The 17,749-nt window shown below is 67.8% G+C and carries 12 protein-coding genes; 6 read left to right on the top strand and 6 right to left on the bottom strand.

The window, feature by feature from the left end:
• Positions 1-60 precede the first annotated feature (60 nt).
• The 5 genes from QUD34_RS12095 to QUD34_RS12075 all read left to right on the top strand — a co-directional run bounded on the left by QUD34_RS12095 (position 61) and on the right by QUD34_RS12075 (position 8,291).
• Entirely contained in the window at positions 61-2,535 is a 2,475-nt protein-coding gene (locus tag QUD34_RS12095) for an ATP-dependent Clp protease ATP-binding subunit (RefSeq protein WP_286353965.1), read from the top strand.
• On the top strand, positions 2,532-5,105 hold the full coding sequence (gene bamA, locus QUD34_RS12090; RefSeq protein ID WP_286353964.1) for an outer membrane protein assembly factor BamA: 2,574 nt from the start codon (positions 2,532-2,534) through the stop codon (positions 5,103-5,105). The genes QUD34_RS12095 and bamA overlap by 4 nt, the downstream gene beginning before the upstream one ends.
• 62 nt (positions 5,106-5,167) lie before the next feature.
• Positions 5,168-5,764, top strand: a complete 597-nt coding sequence (locus QUD34_RS12085; protein ID WP_286353963.1) for an OmpH/Skp family outer membrane protein — start codon at positions 5,168-5,170, stop codon at positions 5,762-5,764.
• 36 nt (positions 5,765-5,800) lie between these two features.
• The gene (locus QUD34_RS12080; protein ID WP_286353962.1) at positions 5,801-7,033 is read left to right on the top strand and encodes a spinster family MFS transporter; all 1,233 of its coding nucleotides are present in this window, start codon (positions 5,801-5,803) and stop codon (positions 7,031-7,033) included.
• Between the two features lies 1 nt (position 7,034).
• On the top strand, positions 7,035-8,291 hold the full coding sequence (locus QUD34_RS12075; RefSeq protein WP_286353961.1) for a 1-acyl-sn-glycerol-3-phosphate acyltransferase: 1,257 nt from the start codon (positions 7,035-7,037) through the stop codon (positions 8,289-8,291).
• 46 nt (positions 8,292-8,337) lie between these two features.
• Here QUD34_RS12075 and QUD34_RS12070 read toward each other — a convergent pair whose 3' ends face one another.
• Positions 8,338-10,734: an Ig-like domain-containing protein gene (locus QUD34_RS12070; RefSeq protein WP_286353960.1), complete on the bottom strand. Its 2,397-nt coding sequence runs from the start codon at positions 10,732-10,734 to the stop codon at positions 8,338-8,340.
• Positions 10,735-10,872: 138 nt separating this feature from the next.
• The gene (locus QUD34_RS12065; RefSeq protein WP_286353959.1) at positions 10,873-12,006 is read right to left on the bottom strand and encodes a V-type ATP synthase subunit I domain-containing protein; all 1,134 of its coding nucleotides are present in this window, start codon (positions 12,004-12,006) and stop codon (positions 10,873-10,875) included.
• A gap of 183 nt (positions 12,007-12,189) precedes the next feature.
• Here QUD34_RS12065 and metK point away from each other — a divergent pair, with 183 nt between their 5' ends.
• Positions 12,190-13,332 carry a methionine adenosyltransferase gene (metK, locus tag QUD34_RS12060; RefSeq protein ID WP_286353958.1) on the top strand — a complete coding sequence of 381 codons (1,143 nt, stop codon included), beginning with the start codon at positions 12,190-12,192 and terminating at the stop codon, positions 13,330-13,332.
• Positions 13,333-13,501: 169 nt separating this feature from the next.
• On the opposite strand, the gene QUD34_RS12055 is transcribed toward metK, so the two are convergent.
• From QUD34_RS12055 to QUD34_RS12040, 4 genes are read right to left on the bottom strand one after another with little or no spacing between them, the layout of a single operon-like run.
• Complete coding sequence (locus tag QUD34_RS12055) at positions 13,502-14,422, bottom strand: diguanylate cyclase (RefSeq protein ID WP_286353957.1); 921 nt, start codon at positions 14,420-14,422, stop codon at positions 13,502-13,504.
• Positions 14,422-15,438 carry a glycoside hydrolase family 3 N-terminal domain-containing protein gene (locus tag QUD34_RS12050; RefSeq protein ID WP_286353956.1) on the bottom strand — a complete coding sequence of 339 codons (1,017 nt, stop codon included), beginning with the start codon at positions 15,436-15,438 and terminating at the stop codon, positions 14,422-14,424. Before QUD34_RS12050 ends, QUD34_RS12055 begins: the two co-directional genes overlap by 1 nt.
• Before the next feature lie 3 nt (positions 15,439-15,441).
• Positions 15,442-16,272 (bottom strand): response regulator, encoded by an 831-nt coding sequence (locus QUD34_RS12045; RefSeq protein ID WP_286353955.1) that lies wholly within the window; start codon positions 16,270-16,272, stop codon positions 15,442-15,444.
• Positions 16,269-17,702 carry an HD domain-containing phosphohydrolase gene (locus tag QUD34_RS12040; RefSeq protein ID WP_286353954.1) on the bottom strand — a complete coding sequence of 478 codons (1,434 nt, stop codon included), beginning with the start codon at positions 17,700-17,702 and terminating at the stop codon, positions 16,269-16,271. The genes QUD34_RS12045 and QUD34_RS12040 overlap by 4 nt, the downstream gene beginning before the upstream one ends.
• Between the last annotated feature and the right edge of the window lie 47 nt (positions 17,703-17,749).

Raw genomic sequence — 17,749 nt, 5'->3', positions numbered from 1 at the left:
GGCTTCGGGGCCATCCAAGACCCGTGAGGGTGATCTACAGCTGACCCGGAAGGGTGTCCCGTGTTCGAAAAATTCACCGAAAAAGCCCGCCGTGTGATGTTTTTCGCCCGCTATGAGGCGAGCCAGTTCGGTGCGGAAAGCATCCAGAGCGGCCACCTCCTGCTGGGGCTTCTCCGGGAGTCGGAAAAGACCAGCACCCAGCTGCTCGAGCGCATGGGCGTCCAGGTGAGCGCCCTCCGGGAGCGCCTGGTGACGGCCCTGACCCCCCGGGACAAGAAGATCACCCCCAGCAGCACCAGCATCGACATCCCCATGGAGGAGGAGGTCAAGCGCATCCTCCAGCACGCCACGGCCGAGAGCGCCAAGCTCAACCACAAGCATGTGGGGGCCGAGCACCTGCTGCTGGGCATGCTGAAGGAGGAGGGCTGCCTGGCGGGGCGCCTGCTGAAGGAGGCCGGCGCCGACCTGATCGCCGCCAAGGAGATCCTGCTGGAGAGCAGCAAGGAAGAGAAGATCGCGAAGAAGAAGAAGGAGCATCCCCTCCTCTCCGAGTTCGCCCGCAACCTCTCGGAGATGGCCGAGCGCGGCATCTTCGACAACCTCATCGGCCGCGAGCAGGAGGTCGAGCGCATCGTCCAGATCCTCAGCCGCCGCCGGAAGAACAACCCCATCCTGCTGGGCGAGGCCGGCGTGGGCAAGACCGCCATCGTGGAGGGCCTGGCCCAGAAGATCCACGAGGGTGTGGTGCCGCCGAGCCTGGCGGACAAGCGCATCTACGCGCTGGACCTCAGCCTGGTGGTGGCGGGCACCAAGTACCGCGGCCAGTTCGAGGAGCGCCTGAAGTCCATCATCGCCGAGGCCAGCAAGGATCCCAGCGTGGTCCTGTTCATCGACGAGATCCACAGCCTCATTGGCACCGGCGCCGCCGAGGGCAGCCTGGATGCCGCGAACATCCTGAAGCCCGCCCTCAGCCGGGGCGAGATCCAGTGCATCGGCGCCACCACACATAAGGAATACGCCAAGTACATCGACAAGGACCGCAGCCTGGTGCGGCGCTTCCAGCCGGTGACCGTGAATCCGCCGGACGAGATCGAGAGCCTGCGGATCATCGAAGGCATCCGGGACCGCTATGAACTGTTCCACCGGGTCCGCTACACGCCGAAGACCATGGAGGCCTCGGTCTATCTGTCCAACCGCTACATCACAGACCGCTTCCTGCCCGACAAGGCCATCGACCTGCTGGACGAGGCCGGCGCCCGCGTGAAGCTGCGGGTGGGCCCCGGCGGCGCCACGCCCGAGGGGCAGACCCACGAGGACGAGCTGCACCGGGTCATCAACGAGATGAACGAGGCCGTGCTGAGCCGCGATTTCGAGAAGGCCGTCCTGCTGCGCCAGAAGGAACTTCAGCTGCGCGAGGAGATCCAGAAGAGCCGCTCCGAGCTCACCGACGAGGACTACGCGCGGTTCCCCGAAGTGACCGAGCAGGACATCGAGGATGTGGTGGCCAGCTGGACCGGCATTCCCGTGAAGGCCCTCAAGGGCGACGAGAAGGCCAACCTCGTGAACATGGAACCCCGGATCAACGAGCGGGTCATTGGCCAGCCCGAGGCGGTGAGCGCCGTGGTGCGCGCCGTGCGCCGCGCCCGGACCGGCCTCAAGAACCCGAACCGGCCCATGGGCTCCTTCCTGTTCCTGGGCCCCACCGGCGTGGGCAAGACCGAACTGGCGAAGACGCTGGCGGCCTTCCTCTTCGGGGATGCCAAGAAGATGATCCGCTTCGACATGTCCGAGTACATGGAGAAGCACGAAGTCTCCAAGCTGCTCGGGGCCCCTCCGGGGTATGTGGGCTACGAGGAAGGCGGCATGCTGACGGACCGCATCCGGCGGAACCCGTACTGCGTCCTGCTCTTCGACGAGATCGAGAAGGCCCACCCCGACCTGATCAACATCCTGCTGTCGATCTTTGACGACGGTCAGGCTTCGGACGCCTTCGGGAACCTGGTGGACTTCAAGAACACCATCATCATCATGACGTCCAATGTGGGCAGCCGGGAGCTGCTGTCGGAGAAGAACCTCGGCTTCGTCGAGCAGGACGGCCGTCCCGACGCCAAGAGCGGCGACGCCATGAAGGTGCTCAAGCGGACCTTCCCTCCCGAGTTCCTGAACCGCATCGACGAGATCGTGGTGTTCAACCGCCTGGGCGACGACGAGCTGCGCAAGATCGTCCGCCTGCTGGTGGAGGATCTCAACCTCACCCTCCAGAAGCACAAGCTCTCCGTCGCGCTGACGGACGCGGCCTGCGACTGGCTGGTGAAGACCACCTTGCGCGACCGGGCCTACGGCGCGCGGCCGTTGCGGCGCGCCATCCAGAAGCAGGTGGAGGATCCCCTCGCCGAGCTGATGGTGGGCCAGGACACGGTGCCCTCGGGTGCGGTGAATTTCGATCTGGTGGACGGAAAGCTCGTCCCCACCCTGTCTGAGTCCGGAGACGTGGCCACTGGCCAGGAAACCCATCTGGTCGGAGCGCCTGAATGACGCAGCGGAACATGGTTCGGAACCGGGTCCGGCCCCGGTGGCGCAGGGGTGTGCTGCCCCTGCTGCTGGTGGCGGGCTTCTCCCTTTCGCTGGCGGCGCAGGACATCGAACCCATCACGCAGATCGAGGTGATCGGCTCGCAGAAGCAGACCGCCGAGACGGTGATCTTCAAGTCGGGCGTGAAGGTGGGCGATGACCTCCGGAACCTGGATTTCAGCGCCGTGCTCGAAAAGCTCTGGGCCAGCGGTTCCTTCGACGATGTGAAGCTGGAGCTGGAGGACGACAAGGGCGGCAAGAAGCTGGTCATCCGCATCCGCGAGCGGCCCCTCATCAAGGAGGTGGACTACCGCGGCGGCACCGAGGTGGGCATCACCAACATCAAGGACAAGGTGAAGGAGAAGAAGCTCACCATCAACCCCGATACGGTGTACGACCCCGAGGCCGCCCGCAAGATCAAGAACCTGATCGTGGAGCAGGCGGGCGAGAAGGGGTTCCGGAATCCCGTCGTGGACATCACGCTCGAGCCCATGGGCACGGGCGTGGCGCGTCTGGTCTTCGACATCAAGGAAGGCGGCAAGGCGAAGATCTACCGCGTGGAGTTCCGCGGCAACAAGGTGTTCTCCAGCTCCCAGCTGCGCGGCGTCATGAAGAAGACCCGCAAGCACTGGATGTTCAGCTGGCTCACCACCCACGACCTGCTGGTGGACAAGAACCTGGATGAGGACCTGGAAAACCTCAAGAAGGCCTATTGGAAGATGGGCTACAAGGATGTCTTCGTGGGCAAGCCCCTCATCGAGGTGGATGACCACACTTCGCCGAAGCAGAAGATCAAGAACGAAAAGCGGATCAAGGAGGCCAAGTCCCCGAAGTACGACCTCCGGGCCACCCTCACCGTCCCCATCCTCGAGGGCCAGCAGTACTTCGAGGGAACCTTCAAGGCCGAGGGCGGCAAGCTCTTCCGCGACACCTTCTACACCGGCAAGTACGCCGAGGTGAAGCGGGACAACAAGTCCTTCCTGAAGAAGTTCTTCAACATCAAGCCCTCCATCGAGACCCCGAAGGCCGGCGAGAAGCCCGTGCCCTTCGACCTCGACGCGGTGAACCAGACCGTCGACAAGCTGAAGGAGGCCTACAGCAACCAGGCCTACATCATGTTCCGGGCGGAGAAGAAGCTCGAGATCCGCGACGAGGACGGCGTCAAGAAGGTGGACACCACCCTGAAGCTGGACGAGGGCGAGCCCTACACGGTCCGGAAGATCGAGTTCGAGGGCAACCTCACCACCAAGGACAAGGTGCTCCGCCGCAGCATGCTCATGCGCGAGGGGGACCTGTTCCAGACCGACCGCTTCAAGGATTCGATCCTGAGCATCAGCCAGCTCAGCTACTTCGATGTGAAGAACGCCGAGCCCAAGGTGGACCTGGTGCCGGAGAAGTCCCAGGTCGATGTCGTGATCCGCGGCGAGGAGGCCGGCGTCAACGAGCTCCTCTTCCAGGGCGGCTACGGCTCGCTGTTCGGCTTCTCCCTCGGCGTGAGCTTCTCCACCCGGAACCTGGGCGGCGGCGGCGAGACGCTGTCCGTGAGCTACAACGGGGGCAAGTTCTCCAAGAATGTCTCCGTCGGCTTCACCGAGCCCTTCATCTTCGACCTGCCCTACTCGTTCTCCACCTCCGTCTCGAACGGGTCGGCGGACTACGACGCTTCCCGCGTGGGCGTGGCCAACGCCTACAAGCAGTACACCCGCAGCCTCGGCCTGTCCGTGGGCGCCCGCCTCAGCAACTGGTTCCCCCAGAGCCCCTGGGCCTGGTTCACCACCTACTCCACGGGCTACAGCTTCCGCCTGATCCGCATCGAAGGCGGCCGGAACTACTACTTCCGCGACCTGAGCAACCAGCTCACCTCCACCTTCAGCCAGAGCCTGTCCTTCAGCACCGTGAACCACCAGTTCAAGCCCACCCAGGGCACCCGCGTGGCCTTCGGTCTGGAGTACGGCGGCTGGCAGTTCGGCGGCGACAAGCCCTTCCTCCGCGCCACCTGGGACTTCGCCAAGTTCGCCAATGTGGCCGACCGGCACATCTTCGCCATAAACCTCAACTACGGCTACCTCCAGAACATGGGCAAGGAGGAGCTGCCGCTCTACGACCTGTACCGGCCTGGCGGCGAGAACAGCATCCGCGGCTACCGCTTCGGCCAGGTGGGCAGCGTCCTGCTGGACAACACCGGCACGCCGGTGGTGGTGGGCGGCAACAAGCAGTTCATCGCCAACCTGGAGTACCAGTTCAAGATCGCCGACCAGTTCCGGCTGGTGTTCTTCTACGACGCGGGCAACGCCTGGGGCAGCGGCACGAAGGTCTTCAGCAAGGATTCTGTGAGCTACACGCCCTACGGAACCTCCACGGTGATCACCTACACCAACCCCACCCTGGTCCGCTCGGCGGGCCTGGAGTTCCGGTTCTTCCTTCCCATCAGCCCCGCGCCGCTCCGCCTGATCTGGGCGCGCAAGCTGAATCCCTATCCCTTCGACACCGAGGGCAGGACCGACTTCCAGTTCTCCATCGGCACCACCTTCTGATCCATTCCCGGGGGGCCCGGTCCTCCCGCGCTACAATGGCCCTTTCCCCCTGGAGTATCCCCATGCGCCTGCTCGCCCCCTCCGTGGCCGCCCTGTGCCTGTCCGCCGCCCTGTCCGTGCCCGCCGCGGCCCAGGAGGCGCCCCGCTTCGCCTTCTTCAGCATCAATCAGCTGGTCCGCAGCTCCAAGAAGGCCGGCGCGATCTTCTCCGAGCTGGAGATCACGGGCAAGAACCTCCAGGAGAAGCTCCAGGCCAAGGGCCAGGAGCTGCAGACCCTGCAGCAGCAGCTAAACTCCCCCAGCCTGGACCCGGACAAGAAGGAAGCCCTGGCCAAGCGCTACCGCGACCTGGAGTTCGAGGCCAAGAAGATGCAGGAGGACAGCCAGGCCGAGTACCAGCGCGTGGAGAAGAAGGTCAGCGAATCGATCGCCAAGCTGGCGGGCCCCATCGTCGAGCAGCTGGCCAAGGAGCAGAAGATCCAGATGGTCTTCTCCGACCAGTCCGTGCAGATCCTCTCCTGGGCCGACGAGGCCTGGATGAAGGGCTTCACCGCCGAGGTCTCCAAGCGCCTGGACGCCTCCGAGGGCACCCCCGCCGCCGCGCCGAAGCCTGCCGCCGCGAAACCCGCCGCCCCCAAGCCGGCCGCGCCGAAGAAGTAGGTCTCCGGACCCTCCGCGATACCTAAGCCCCAAATCATGACCGCCGCGCGACGGCTGCTCCTGCTGCTCACCGGGATCAACCTGGTGAACTACCTGGATCGGTATGTCGTCGCGGCGATTCTCGAGCCCCTGGGCCGGGAGCTGCACCTGTCCGACGCCCAGCTGGGGCGCCTGACCTTCGTCTTCATCGCGGTCTACATGTGCTCCGCGCCGCTCTTCGGCTACCTGGCCGACCGCTTCCACCGCCCCCGCCTCGTGGCCGGGGGCGTCGCCTTGTGGAGCCTCGCCACCGTGGGCGCCGCCTTCGTGCACAGCTACCCGGCGCTCCTGGTGACGCGCTCCCTGGTGGGCGTGGGCGAGGCCGCCTACGCCAGCCTGGGCCCGGCCATGCTGGCGGACGGCTTCCCGGAATCCGACCGGGCGAAGGCCTTCACCTGGTTCTACCTGGCCATCCCTCTGGGCAGCGCCTTCGGGTACGGGCTGGGCGGCCTGGTGGCGGGCGCCTGGGGCTGGCGGGCCTCCTTCCTGGTGGCGGGCCTCCCGGGCCTGGTCCTGGCCCTCTGGATGGCCCTCCAGGCCGATCCGGTGCGCGGCGCCATGGACGGCACCCGGGAGGACGATGCGAACGCCCCGTACCTTCATCGCCTGAAGCATGTCTTCCTCAACCGCATCTGGCTGGCGTGTACCGCCAGCTATGTGGCCTACACCTTCGCCATGGGCGGCCTCAGCACCTGGGGCCCGACGCTGCTGCAGCGGCGCTTCGCGGTCTCCACGGCCAAGGCGGGCCTGGTGTTCGGCGGCCTGGCGGTGGTGACGGGCATCCTGGGGACCTTCCTCGGCGGCTGGTTCACGGACCGCTGGCAGAAGCGCTGGCCCGATGCCGGGGCCGGGATCTCCGGCGTCACGCTGCTCGCCGCCGCCCCGGTGGTGGCATGGGCCCTGGGCACCCGTCACCTGGGTGCGGCCTACGCGCTGTTCTTCGTGGGCATGTTCCTGCTCTTCGTGAACACCAGCCCGGTCAACGCCCTCACCGTCAGCAGCCTGCCCGCCAGCATCCGGGCCACGGGCGTGGCGGTGAATGTGCTGCTCATCCACCTGCTGGGCGATGCCATCAGCCCCGAGTGGGTGGGCCGCCGGGCGGATGCGCTGCATGCCATGGGGAGCTCCGGCGGGGATGCCCTGGCGCGGGCCCTCCTGGTGGTGGTGCCGGCCATCGTCCTCAGCGGCCTGGCCCTGGGATGGGCGCGGCACCGGCCCTCGCGGGCCTGAGGTGGGCGCCAGCCGCACGGCGCGGTTCCTGGCGCGGATCTGGTTCCGCGCGCTCCGCTGCGAAGGCCCGCCTCTGCCGCCGGGGCCCTGCCTGATCCTGCTCAACCACCCGAACGGCCTGCTGGACCCCTTGGCGGCTGCGGCCTCGCTGGACCGCCGGGCGGGGTGGCTGGCCAAGGCCACCCTCTGGAAGCTGGCGCCCCTGCGGCCCTTCCTGGCCGCGTTCCGGGCCATCCCCGTGACCCGACCCAGGGATGGCGACGCCACGCCGGAATCCATCCAGCAGTGCTTCCGGAAGGTCCACGAGGTCCTGGCCCGGGGCGGCTCTGTGGTCCTGTTCCCGGAAGGCGTGAGCCACACGGGGGCGGATCTGGCCCCCCTCAAGACCGGCGCCGCCCGCATCGCCCTCTCCAGCCCCACGCCACCCTTCCTGGTCCCGGCGGGGCTGGTCTACGGGGATCGGGCGGCCTTCCGGCACGGCGCCCTCCTCCGGGTGGGGGAGCCGGTTTCCTGGGGCGACCTGGCCGGCCGGGGTACGGATCCCGACGCGGTGGTGGAGCTGACCGCCCGCATCCGTGCGGCTCTGCGGCCGCTCACCCTGCAGGATCCGGAGGTGCGGGTGCTGGCCCTGGCCCAGGAGGTGGCCTGGCTGCTGGCCGAGGCTCCCGGCAGCCGGGTGGATCTGGAGGCGCTCCGCCGCCGCGTGCGGGCCCTGGTGCCCCGGCTGGCGGCGCTGGTGCCCGCGGCCCTCGCCGGCCTCGAGGCCCGGGTGCACGACACCCAAGGCTGGCTTCGCGCCCAGGGGCTCCGGCCCGACCAGGTGGGCCATCCCTACCCCTGGGCCGAGATCCGGGGCTGGCTGCCGGGCGCCGCGTGGCGGCTGGGCCTGACGGTCCTGCTCCTGCCGGCCGGTCTCGCGTTTTGGCCCTCGTACCGGCTCGTGGACTGGATCGCAGCCCGGTTCACGGAGGAAGGAGATCAGGTGGCCACCCTCAAGTTGCTGGGGGGCCTCCTGCTCCATCCCCTCTGGGCGGCGGTGCTGGCGGGGCTGGCCGGGTGGTGCTGGGGCGGGTGGGCGGCCCTGGTGGCTCCAGGGGCGTTGCTGGCGCTCCTTCTGGCCCTGCCCCTCCTCGAACGGTCCGCGGAGGACCTTCAGGCCATCCACGGCTTCCTGCGCCGCCGGGATCCGGCCGTGCCCGAGCTGCTGGAGGCCCGGAATCGACTGCTCGAGGCCTTCCCGGAGTTGGAAGGCGAATGAAGAAGGCGGGGCCGAAGCCCCGCCTTCTTCATTCGCGGCCCTGGGATCAGTGGCCGAAGATGGTGTATTTCTCGGGCGCCTGGACCTCGGGGAAGGCCAGGGGAGCCAGGGGCAGGGTCGCGCCGCCCTGGGTGGGATCCACCACGAGGGTGGTGCCCATGGCGCCCAGGAAGTAGCGCATCTGCTTCTGCAGGAGTCCGGTGTTCACGAGGCTCGCGGTGGGATCCAGCAGGGAGCTGTGGCCGATGCCGGCCTGGTCGAACTGGAAGTAGCCTTCCGTCGGCGTGGTGGCGGTGATGGCCACGGCGGCGTTGGCGACCTTGGGCGCCGGCGCGCCCGCGGTGAGGGTGAACATGAACTGGGCGGGCACGCCGGCCGCATGGGCGGGAGTGCCGCCGGCGGAGTAGGCCAGCTGCTTGAAGCCGGGGGCCACGGCCGCGCCCGCGGCGCCCAGGACTTCCCGGCCGCCGAGGGCGTTGCCCAGGTAGCGGGTGTAGGGGTTGCCGATGACGACATCACCCACGGATTCCTGGATGGCCACGCGGTTGGAGAGGCGGCTCGGCAGGCCCGCGGCCAGGGGCGTGGTCATGGTGGCGGGATCCGCGGGATCCACCACGCTCTGGGTCACCTGGAAGAACTGGTGGTAGGTGGGCGTGTTCTTGACGATGCCCACGGCCGCCAGGCCGGCATCCACGGCGGGGCCGAAGGAGGGGCTGTTCTGGATGAGGTAGGCCAGCCGGCCGCCGGGGACGGACAGGTAGCCCTTCATGTCGTTGTTGAGGGTGGTCTGGGTGTAGGGCGCGCCGGTGGTGGCCAGGGTGGTGTTGCCGGCCAGGTAGTAGGTGCCGACGATGGAGCCGAGGCTGTGGCCCACGAAGCGCATGCCCGTGTTGGAGGGCGGGGCGGACAGGGCGGCGAAGCCGCCCACGGCGACGGTGAGCTCCAGGCGGTTCAGGTTGAAGGCGGCCTGCTGGATGTTGGAGCGGGTGGCCAGGGGCGCGCCGATGGCCATGAAGTCCTGGCCCCAGGCCTGCTGCTTCTGTCCCTTGACCGTGGCCGAATCGCCGCCGGCGATCTGGTGGGCGGGAATGGCCAGGGCGCCGTGCAGGGGCAGGTCGATGGCCACGATGGCGCGGCCCACGGTGGTGAGGGTCTGGGCCAGGGCGATCGCGGTCTCCTTCTGGCTCGTGATGCCGTGCTGGTAGATCACCAGGGGCCAGTTGGAGCCGGCGGCGGGGGCGATGTAGACGAACGGGATGGCCCGCGGCACATGGTAGTAGCTGGTGAGGGCCCCGCTGGTCCGGAAGGGCTGCACCACGCCCGCGGCGGGGTTGTAGGCGCCGGTGATGCCGGTGAGGTTGCCCCCGGCGGCGGTGGGATTGGCCGCCACGACGACGGGATCCATGGACAGGTCGGCGCTGTTGATGGTGCCGAGGATCACCGTGCCCACGGTGGCGGGAGCCGCGGTGGCGGTGCCCATCACAGCGGTCCAGTAGGCATCGGGGCTGGGATTGACGCCGCCACGGTCGAAGGTGGCGGTGACGGAGACGGTGTTCGTCCAGGTCTTGCCTGCCAGGCCGCCCAGGGTGGAGCCGGCGGCGAAGGACCGCAGGGCGGTCTCCACGGGAATGCGCGTGGTGGGCGCCGCGGGATTGGGCACGATGGAGCCCGCGGCCGTGGTGATGAAGCGGCCCATCACGGCGATGTCGGAGCGGTTGGCCACGGTGGTGGTGGCCGTGGCGGTGATGAGGTCGTTCATGACCTTGGCGTAGCCAGACAGCAGGATGTTGCCGCCGTTCAGGACATTGGCGCGCACGGCCTCCAGGGCCGCGAAGGAGCCGGCGAGGGTCGTGGTGGACTTGAGGGCCTCGAAGTAGGGGGAGGCGGAAATGGGCAGTCCGGCAGCGTCTTTAACCCGGTTGGTGACGACATAGAGGTACCGGGTGCCGGGGAGCAGGGGGAAATTCGGGAACAGGAACAGGTCCGTGCCGCCGGCCGCGTACTGGTAGGTGAAGGTGGCGGAGATGTCGGTGAAGCCCAGGGCGGCGTTCTCCGTGCCGGCCGCATCCGTGGTCAGCTGGAACACCTTGATGTTGGCGGGCGTGACGGTGGTGGCATCCACCGCGGCATTGAACTGGAGGTAGATCGGCGCGTTCAGGCCCGCCACGGCGTTGGTCATGCCCACTTCCTTGAGGTTCACATAGGCCAGGGCCTCAGGCGGGGTCAGGGGGGTGTTCGCCGCACGGCCCACGAGGGGATCGGTGGCGGTGGCGGTGGCCAGAATGTTCGGAAGGGGGATCTTGGCGTTGGCGGGGTCGAACACCGGGGCGGTCGTGCTGGGCATGGAACCGCCGCCCGTGACGATGGAGGGGGCCTTGGAGTCGCCGCCGCCGTTGCAGGCAAGGATCATCAGCAGGGAAGCGCCGAGAATCGCTTGATTCAAGCGTGGATGCATCGCATCACCTCATGGGTGGGGTTGAAGGAAACGGGAGATTGGTCCCAAACGATAGGCGGCTCCGGACCGAAATGCCATACAAAAGCGAAGGGCCCCTGGCGGGGCCCTTCGGGTGCGCGGAATCAGCTAATCGGTGACCGCAAAGACGACCTTGTCGTTCTTAAAGCGGCTCACGGTGATGAGCTCGATCGTGGCGGTCTGCTTGTCTTCGCTGATGGTGAGCTTGTAGTGCTCGTCCTTCAGGTAGGAGCCCGGCACCACATTCACCTTGCCGATCTTCTTCAGGCCCAGTTCGGCGGCCTTGATGGCGATGGTCTTGGCGGAACGGAGGTCGAGGCTCTGGGTGAAGACCTCGTCGCGCCAGTTCTTGCCCGCACGGTCCTTGGCGAAGACGGGGATCTCGATGATGCCCTCGGCCTTCAGCTTGTCGCGGGTGCCGACGACATAGTGCAGGGAGTTCAGCTTGGAGACCTGCGCGGCATTGTCGGACTGCAGCTTGGCGCGCTCCTCGATGAGGTTGGTGCGCTCGGAACGGAGGCCGGCGATCTCCTCTTCGATCTTCTTCTTCTGGCCTTCGAGGTCCACGACCTCTTCCTGCAGCTTCTCGTTCTGCGCCACGGCCTCGTCGCGCTCGCCCTCGACCTTCTCGCGCTCCTGGCGCATCAGGTCGTTGGGGGTGATCTTCGCCTTGCCCTGGGCGACCCAGGTGCCGTAGGTGCCGTTGGCGTAGAAGTGGTAGACCTCGAAGCCGGGCGCCAGCTTCTCCATGATGGCCACGCGGCTCACCAGCTTCTTGGCTTCGGCCTCGGGCACGCCCTTCTTCTTCAGGAAGCGCATGGCCATGCCGTAGTGGCTGTCGTTGGGCTTGGCCAGGTCGGGCTTGGGCAGGTCGGCCTTGAGCTTGGCGAGCTTGGTGTTGAGTTCCTTGATCTCCTTGTCCTTGTCCAGCACTTCCTGGAGCAGGGCCTGGTACGAGCTGTTCTTCTCGTTCTTGATGCGCTCTTCCAGGGCCTTCTTCTGCTCATCGGTGAGCTGCAGGGTCTCGGCGTTGGGCTTGACATCATTGACGCCGGCCTGGGCCAGCTTCTTCTGCTGCTCGGTGCCGGCCTGGTTCAGCTGCTGGCTGGCCTTGTCGGCCTCGGCGGCCTTCTGCGTCAGTTCGCGGATCTGCGGATCTTCCCGCTTGCAGGCGGTGGAGACCATCAGGAAGGATGCGGCCATCAAGGCCAGGGCCAAGGTTGGTCGGCGGAATGGAATCATGGGTTCCTCCATGGGGGCGTTTAGGTGGGCGCTTCTGGGACGGGGAACTCACCACCTTAGCCCTTAAGGCTAGGACATGGCAAGGTTTCCCGCGTCATCCGAAAGGTGTAGGAGGCTGTGGGCTCGGGATATACTCATTGTTTCCTCCGGACGACTGTTTGGAGGGGTTCCAAGGAGTCCGGCATGGCCACCCAGGGGCGTCACCTTTTCACATCCGAAAGCGTCACCGAGGGGCATCCCGACAAGATGGCGGACCAGATCTCCGACGCCGTCCTAGACGCGGCCCTCACGGATGATCCCCGCAGCCGCGTGGCCTGCGAGACGCTGCTGACCACGGGCCTGGTGCTGGTGGCCGGCGAGATCACCACCGAGACCTACATTCCCGTGGCGGCCCTGGTGCGGGATGTGGTGAAGGACATCGGCTACGACCACCACATCAAGGGCTTCGACTACGCCACCTGCGCGGTGATGGTGACCATCGACCAGCAGAGCCCCGACATCGCCATGGGCGTGGACACGGGCGGCGCCGGCGACCAGGGTCTGATGTTCGGCTATGCCTGCCAGGACACCCCCGAGCTGATGCCCGCCGCCATCCAGTTCTCCCACCTCCTGACGCGGAAGCTCTCCGAGGTCCGCAAGAGCGGGCAGCTGCCCTGGCTGCGGCCCGACGGCAAGTCCCAGGTCACGGTGGAGTTCGACGGCGACAAGGTGAAGCGCATCCACACTGTCGTGATCTCCACCCAGCACGACGAGCATGTCACCCAGAACACCATCCGCGACAGCATCCTCCAGGATGTGATCAAGGCCAGCCTGCCGGCGGACCTGCTGGACGCGCAGACGGTCTACCATGTGAACCCCACGGGGCGCTTCGTGGTGGGCGGGCCCATGGGCGACACGGGCCTGACGGGCCGCAAGATCATCGTGGACACCTACGGTGGCAGTGGCCACCACGGGGGCGGCGCCTTCTCAGGGAAGGATCCCAGCAAGGTGGACCGGAGCGCCGCCTACATGGGCCGCTACATCGCCAAGAACATCGTGGCCGCGGGCTTGGCCGGCCGCTGTGAGATCCAGCTGGCCTACGCCATCGGCGTGGCGGAGCCCGTGTCGATCGCGGTGGACACCTTCGGCACCGGCCAGGTGTCGGACGAGGCCATTGTGCGCGCCGTGCGCGAGGTCTTCAGCTGCACGCCCAAGGCCATGATCGAGGCCCTGGACCTGCGCAAGCCCATCTACCGCGCCACCGCCGCCTACGGCCACTTCGGCCGCCCCGAATTCTCCTGGGAGAAGACGGACAAGGTGGAGGCGCTGCGGAAGGCGGCGAAGTAGCTTGAGTCGTCTTCAGTCCTGAGTCTGCAGTCTTCAGGTACAGCTTTGGAGCGGCCCAGTGGGCCGCTCCTTTGTTTACCCTTGGGCCGTTCCGCTGAGGCGGCGTCGAACCTGATCATCATCGCGCCACACAGCGGCGCATCGGGAATCATCGCCTGAAGACTGAATCCTACTCCGCCACTTCCACGCGGTTCCGGCCGCCCTGTTTGGCGCGGTAGAGGGCTTCGTCGGCATGTTTGAGGAGGTCCTCGGCATCGGGCATCTCGCCCTGGCCGTTGCGGGCGGCGAGACCCATGCTGGCGGTCTTCCGGATGGTGACGCCATCCAGGGTATGGTCCATCTCGGAGAACTTCTGCCGCAGGTTCTCGGCGACCTGCAGGGCGGCGGGAATGTCCGTGTGGGGCAGCACCAGGGTCAGCTCTTCGCCGCCGTAGCGGGCGGCCAGGTCCGTGGTCCGGAGGCTGGCCTTGAGCATGGCGCCGATGTTCCGCAGCACCTCGTCGCCCATGGCGTGGCCGTACGAATCGTTCACCTGCTTGAAGTGATCGATGTCGATCATCACCACGGACAGCGGCGTCTTGTAGCGGCGCGCCCGCTGAACTTCCTCTTCCAGGCGCGTCATCAGGCGCCGCCGGTTCGCCAGGCCCGTGAGCACATCCGTGACGGAAAGGGCTTCGAGCTGGACATTCATCTCGCGGAGCTCATCCTGCAGCAGCTTCAGCTTGGTGTGGATGCGCACCCGCGCCAGCAGCTCCTTCTCGTGGAAGGGCTTGGTGACATAGTCGGAAGCGCCCCGCTCCAGGATCTCGGCCTTGCGGTCCAGGTCGTCCTCGGCGGTGAGGATGATCACCGGGATCTGCGCCAGCTCCTTGCGACTGGCCTTCAGGCCCAGGAACTTCAGGCCGTCGAAGCCCGGCATGACGAGGTCGCAGAGCACCAGGTCCGGCGGGGTCTCCATGATCGTCTTGAAGGCCGTGAGGCCATCCGCGGCCTCCATGAAATGCGAGAACCCGCCGTCCTTCATGAGCACCGCCTTGATCTCGCTGCGGATCATGGTGTTGTCATCGACGATGAGGATGCGGGCGCCCATCAGACCTCCTCGGCGGCGGCGCGGAGTCGCATGAGCCAATCCTGCCAGGCGGTCGGGTCGAACGAGGTCCCGGGCGGCGGGGGCAGGTTCCGGCGCAGGTTCCGCGTGGCTTGGAGCGGACCCAGGCAGAGGGCGTCAGGCATCGTGCCCACGGCCTCGGCGCAGGCGGTCCAGCCTTCCGGCGTCTGGCAGACGAGCAGCCACTGGTGACCGGCCTCCAGGGACAGCCGCACGCGCTCGGGCCAGCTCCAGTCCGCGCAGCCCCCCATCTCCAGGTCATCGGGCAGGAAGCGGCCCTGGATGCCCCAGGGATTCGCGGCCACGGATCCCCGGTGCAGGCTGGCGGGCAGGGGGTCGGAAGCCGGGGTGCGGAGGTGGGCCACCATCACGAGGCGGTCGGGATGGGCCAGGGCCGTGAAGGCGGCGGCGTTGCGGTCCACCAGGGCGGCGTCGGCGAGCTCGGGCAGGCCCAGGTGGCTGTCGAGGGTGGTGCCACCCAGGCCGGGGAAGTGCTTCAGGCAGCCGCGGACGCCCATGGACTCGAGGCCGTGGAGGAAGGCGCCGGCCGCCGCCGCGGTCTCGGCGGGATCCCCGCTGGCGGCCCGGTCCCCGATGCCGGCCCCGGGATGGCCGTCCCAGAGGTCCACCACGGGGGCGAAGTCCACATTGAAGCCCAGCTGGCGCAGGCCCTCGCCCCAGAGACGGCCCCAGGATTCGCAGGCCGCGGTGCCACCCCCCAGCCAGATCCGCCGCAGGGGGGGCGTCGCGCCCACCCAGGGGCGCAGGCGGCTCACGGGCCCACCCTCCTGGTCCAGCGCCACGGCCAGGGGCAGGTCCGCCCCGAACCGGGCCTGGAGGCCGTCGATCAGGGCCCTGCAACGGGCCGGCCCCTGGGCGGGATCCGGATCCAGATTGCGGGCGAAGAGGATGAGGCCGCCGGGGCGGAAGGGGAGGTCCACTTCCGCGGCATCGAGGCCCCGGAAGCCGGTCCAGAGGAGCTCTTGGGCACTGGGCATCCCTCACCTTACCCGGAGGGCCAGCTCCAGGTGGCGGGCCAGGAGCAGGAATCCAGGGCTCGCTTCCTGGAACGACGAGCGGTCCTCGAATCCCAGGTAGAGCCAGCCCGTGCTTCCCAGGGGTACCAGGTGCTCTTCGGGGTAGCCCAGGGCTGGGGCGGGAAGGGGCCCGGGCAGGGGGCGTTCGAGCGCGGCCGGGAGGGGACGGGTTCCCCGCCGGGCGACGGCACGCAGCTGGCCGTCGGCATCGTGGCGATAGCAGGCCAGGCCATCCGGCGCGCACCGGGCCACGAGCCGGTCCAGCAGCGGTCCGAGGGCCGCCTCCAGCGAGGGGGCCTCGAGGCCCTGGAGGCTCAGGTCACAGAGTTCGAGAGCCTCTTCGTGGGCCGCCCGGAGATCCTGGGAACGGCTGAGGATGCGGGCCTCCAGCTCGGCCTGGTAGGCCCGGACGGTCTTCAGGAGGCGGGCATGATCCAGGGCCCGGTCCAGGACCACCTCGATCTCCGCCAGCCGGAAGGGCTTCTGGATGAGGTCGTAGGCGCCTTGTTTCAACGCCCCGATGGTCGTGTCCAGGGTGGCGAAGGCGGTGATCAGGATGCAGATGGTGTCCGGATGCCGCTCCTTGAGGGCGGCGATGAGCTCCAGGCCCGACAGTCCGCCGGGCATGTGCAGGTCCGTCATTACCAGGGGGAACGAGGCCTCGGCCATCCGGGCCAGGGCAGCCTCCCCGCCGGCGACGGCCTCGGCGGAATAGCCCCGGCTCTGCAGGGCCTCCAGCAGCGCGGTGCGAACCTCGGGCTCGTCATCCACGATGAGGATGGGCTCCGGGATCATGGGGCCGTTCTCGCCGGAACCAGCGTGCGCTCGAAGATCTTCGCGTCGATGAAGATGCGCAGCACTTCGGAGTCCAGGAGGTTCACCTTGGCCTCCTGTTCCAGGATCTCGAGGCTGCGCTCCACGCTCACGGCGGCCTTGTAGGGACGGTCGGCGGCGGTCAGGGCGTCGTACACATCGGAGACGGCCATGAGCTTGCTCTGGACGGGGATGTCCGGCTCCTTCAGCTGGCGGGGATAGCCCCGCCCGTTCAGGCGCTCGTGGTGGGCCCAGGCGATCTCGGGCACGCCGGCCAGCTCGCTCGTCCAGGGGATCTGGCTGAGGAACCGGTAGGTGTGGGTGACATGGCTCTGGATCTCGTCCCGCTCCTGGGCCGAGAGGCTGCCCTTGGGGATCTTCAGCAGGTCCAGGTCGCCAGGTCCCATGAGGGCCCGGCGATCCCCGGACCAGTGCTGGTAGGTGAGGTCCTCGAGGACATTCAGCTCGTGCGCGACCTCCTGGGGCAGCACGGTCGGCTCGTTGCTGCGCCGCACCAGGTCCACCAGGCGCCGGGTCTCCTCCTCCTGCTGGCTCAGCAGGATCCTGGCCTGGCCCGGATCGAAGGTCTGCCCCTTGCTCCAGGCCTCCAGCATCCGGTCGCGCATGGCTTCCAGGGTGCGCTGGTGCAGCCGCTGGAAGATGCTCTCCAGGTGCTCGCCCTCGATCTTCTTGGCCTTCACCAGCACCTGCTCCCGGACGCCCACCTTGCCGAAGTCGTGGAGGAGGCTGGCGTAGCGGATCTCACGGATCTGGATGGGGGTGAACAGCAGCCTGCCGTAGGGGCCGTTGGGGGTCTGGTTGACCGCCTCCGCCAGGCCCACGGTGAGCTCGGCCACCCGGCTGGAATGGCCGGAGGTGCTGGGGTCGCGGGCTTCGATCGCGGTCACGGAGGCGTTCACGAAGCCCTCGAAGAGGCGCTCGATGTCGTTCTTTAGGCCCAGGATCTCCTGGGTGCGGGCCTCCACCATGCGCTCCAGGTTCTGCTGGTATTCCTCGTTCTCCCGCAGCAGGCGGTAGTGCTCCAGGGCCCGCTCCAGGCCGGCCTCGATCTCCGCCAGCTTGAAGGGCTTCTGGATGAAGTCGTAGGCGCCGCGCTTCAGGGCCTGGATGGCGGATTCGGTGGTGGCGTACCCGGTCATGAGGATGCCCAGGCTCCGGGGGTCCTCGTCGTGGATGGCCCGCAGCAGCTCCAGGCCCGACAGCCCGCCGGGCATGTTCAGGTCGGTGAAGATCACCGGGAAATGCCGGGTCCGCACCTTCGCCAGGGCCTGGGCGCCGCCCTCGGCCCCCTCGGCGGCGTAACCCTGGTCCTCCAGGGCCTCCACCAGCAGGTTCCGCAGATCCGCCTCGTCGTCCACGATGAGGATGGGGATGGGGGTGGTGAGGGGCACGCCGACTCCAAGGATCCCCGCCTCATCGGTCGGGTGGGGGAGGGGGA

Source organism: Geothrix oryzae (assembly GCF_030295385.1).
GTDB classification, from domain to species: Bacteria; Acidobacteriota; Holophagae; order Holophagales; family Holophagaceae; genus Geothrix; species Geothrix oryzae.
This window is presented reverse-complemented; position numbering and strand designations above follow the sequence as displayed.

Excerpts from the sequence above, each read along its gene's own strand:
- QUD34_RS12085 (WP_286353963.1), top strand. The coding sequence starts at position 5,168 with ATGCGCCTGCTCGCCCCCTCCGTGGCCGCCCTGTGCCTGTCCGCCGCC.
- QUD34_RS12065 (WP_286353959.1), bottom strand. The coding sequence starts at position 12,006 with ATGATTCCATTCCGCCGACCAACCTTGGCCCTGGCCTTGATGGCCGCA.
- QUD34_RS12055 (WP_286353957.1), bottom strand. The coding sequence starts at position 14,422 with ATGGGCGCCCGCATCCTCATCGTCGATGACAACACCATGATCCGCAGC.
- metK (WP_286353958.1), top strand. The coding sequence starts at position 12,190 with ATGGCCACCCAGGGGCGTCACCTTTTCACATCCGAAAGCGTCACCGAG.
- bamA (WP_286353964.1), top strand. The coding sequence starts at position 2,532 with ATGACGCAGCGGAACATGGTTCGGAACCGGGTCCGGCCCCGGTGGCGC.
- QUD34_RS12050 (WP_286353956.1), bottom strand. The coding sequence starts at position 15,438 with ATGCCCAGTGCCCAAGAGCTCCTCTGGACCGGCTTCCGGGGCCTCGAT.
- QUD34_RS12080 (WP_286353962.1), top strand. The coding sequence starts at position 5,801 with ATGACCGCCGCGCGACGGCTGCTCCTGCTGCTCACCGGGATCAACCTG.
- QUD34_RS12045 (WP_286353955.1), bottom strand. The coding sequence starts at position 16,272 with ATGATCCCGGAGCCCATCCTCATCGTGGATGACGAGCCCGAGGTTCGC.